The organism is Streptomyces sp. NPDC020192 (genome assembly GCF_044388685.1).
Taxonomy (GTDB): Bacteria; Actinomycetota; Actinomycetes; order Streptomycetales; family Streptomycetaceae; genus Streptomyces.
Map to the genome: position 1 here is coordinate 1 of NZ_JBIRXG010000137.1, position 1011 is coordinate 1011.

A 1011-nucleotide genomic window follows, 5' to 3' on the forward strand; every position below is an offset into this window, starting at 1 on the left:
CCGTTGCTCGCACCGTCCTGGTTGACGGCGGATCCCCGTACGACGGCCAGGACCCGGTGCCCATGACGCTGCGCGTCCGACAGCCGCTCGACGAGGAGTACGCCGACGCCTTCGGAGAACCCCGTGCCGTCGGCCGCCGCCGCGAAGGCCTTGCAGCGCCCGTCGGCCGAGATCACCCGCTGCCTGCTGAACTCCACGAACTCCAGGGGTGTTGCCATGACCGCGACACCGCTCGCGAGCGCCATCGTGCACTCGCCGTTGCGCAGCGCCTGGGCGGCCAGATGCAGTGCCACCAAGGACGACGAGCAGGCGGTGTCGACCGTGACCGCGGGCCCTTCGAGACCGAAGGTGTACGCCACACGCCCCGAGGCGACGCTGGAGGACGTGCCCGTACCCAGATAACCCTCGATGTCCTCGGGCGTCCTGTGCAGCCCGGTGCCGTAGCCCGTGTTGACCGCGCCGACGAAGACTCCGGTCTGACTTCCGCGCAGACTCCGCGGGTTGATGCCCGCGCGTTCGAGCACCTCCCAGGAAGCCTCCAGAAGAAGTCGCTGCTGCGGGTCCATCGCCAGTGCCTCGCGCGGCGAGATGCCGAAGAGCTGCGCGTCGAAGTCGGCGGCGTCGTAGAGGAACGCACCGGAGCGGGTGTACGACGTGCCCGGCCGCTCGGGGTCGGGGTCGTACAGGCCCTCCAGGTCCCAGCCGCGGTCGACCGGGAACTCGGACACGACGTCACGGCCTTCGAGGACGCACTGCCACAGGTCGTCGGGCGAGTCGATCCCGCCGGGGAAGCGGCAGGCCATGCCGACGATGGCGATGGGTTCGTCGGTTGCGGTGGCCGTCACGGGCGTCGCGGCGGCCGTGCCGCTGTCCGTGCCGGTGGTTTGTTGGTGGAGGTGGTGGGTGAGGGCGTTGGGGGTGGGGTGGTCGAAGGTGAGGGTGGCGGGGAGGGTGAGTCCGGTGGCGGTGGTGAGTCGGTTGCGGAGTTCGACGCTGGTGAGGGAGTCGAAT

At 70.2% G+C, this 1011-nt stretch carries 1 protein-coding gene; it reads right to left on the reverse strand.

Going from position 1 to position 1011, the window contains the following annotated elements; all coding sequences use genetic code 11:
- Nucleotides 1–1011, reverse strand: a 1011-nt coding sequence (locus tag ACH47Z_RS47270) for a beta-ketoacyl synthase N-terminal-like domain-containing protein (RefSeq protein WP_399086891.1), incomplete at both ends; no start/stop codon positions are given.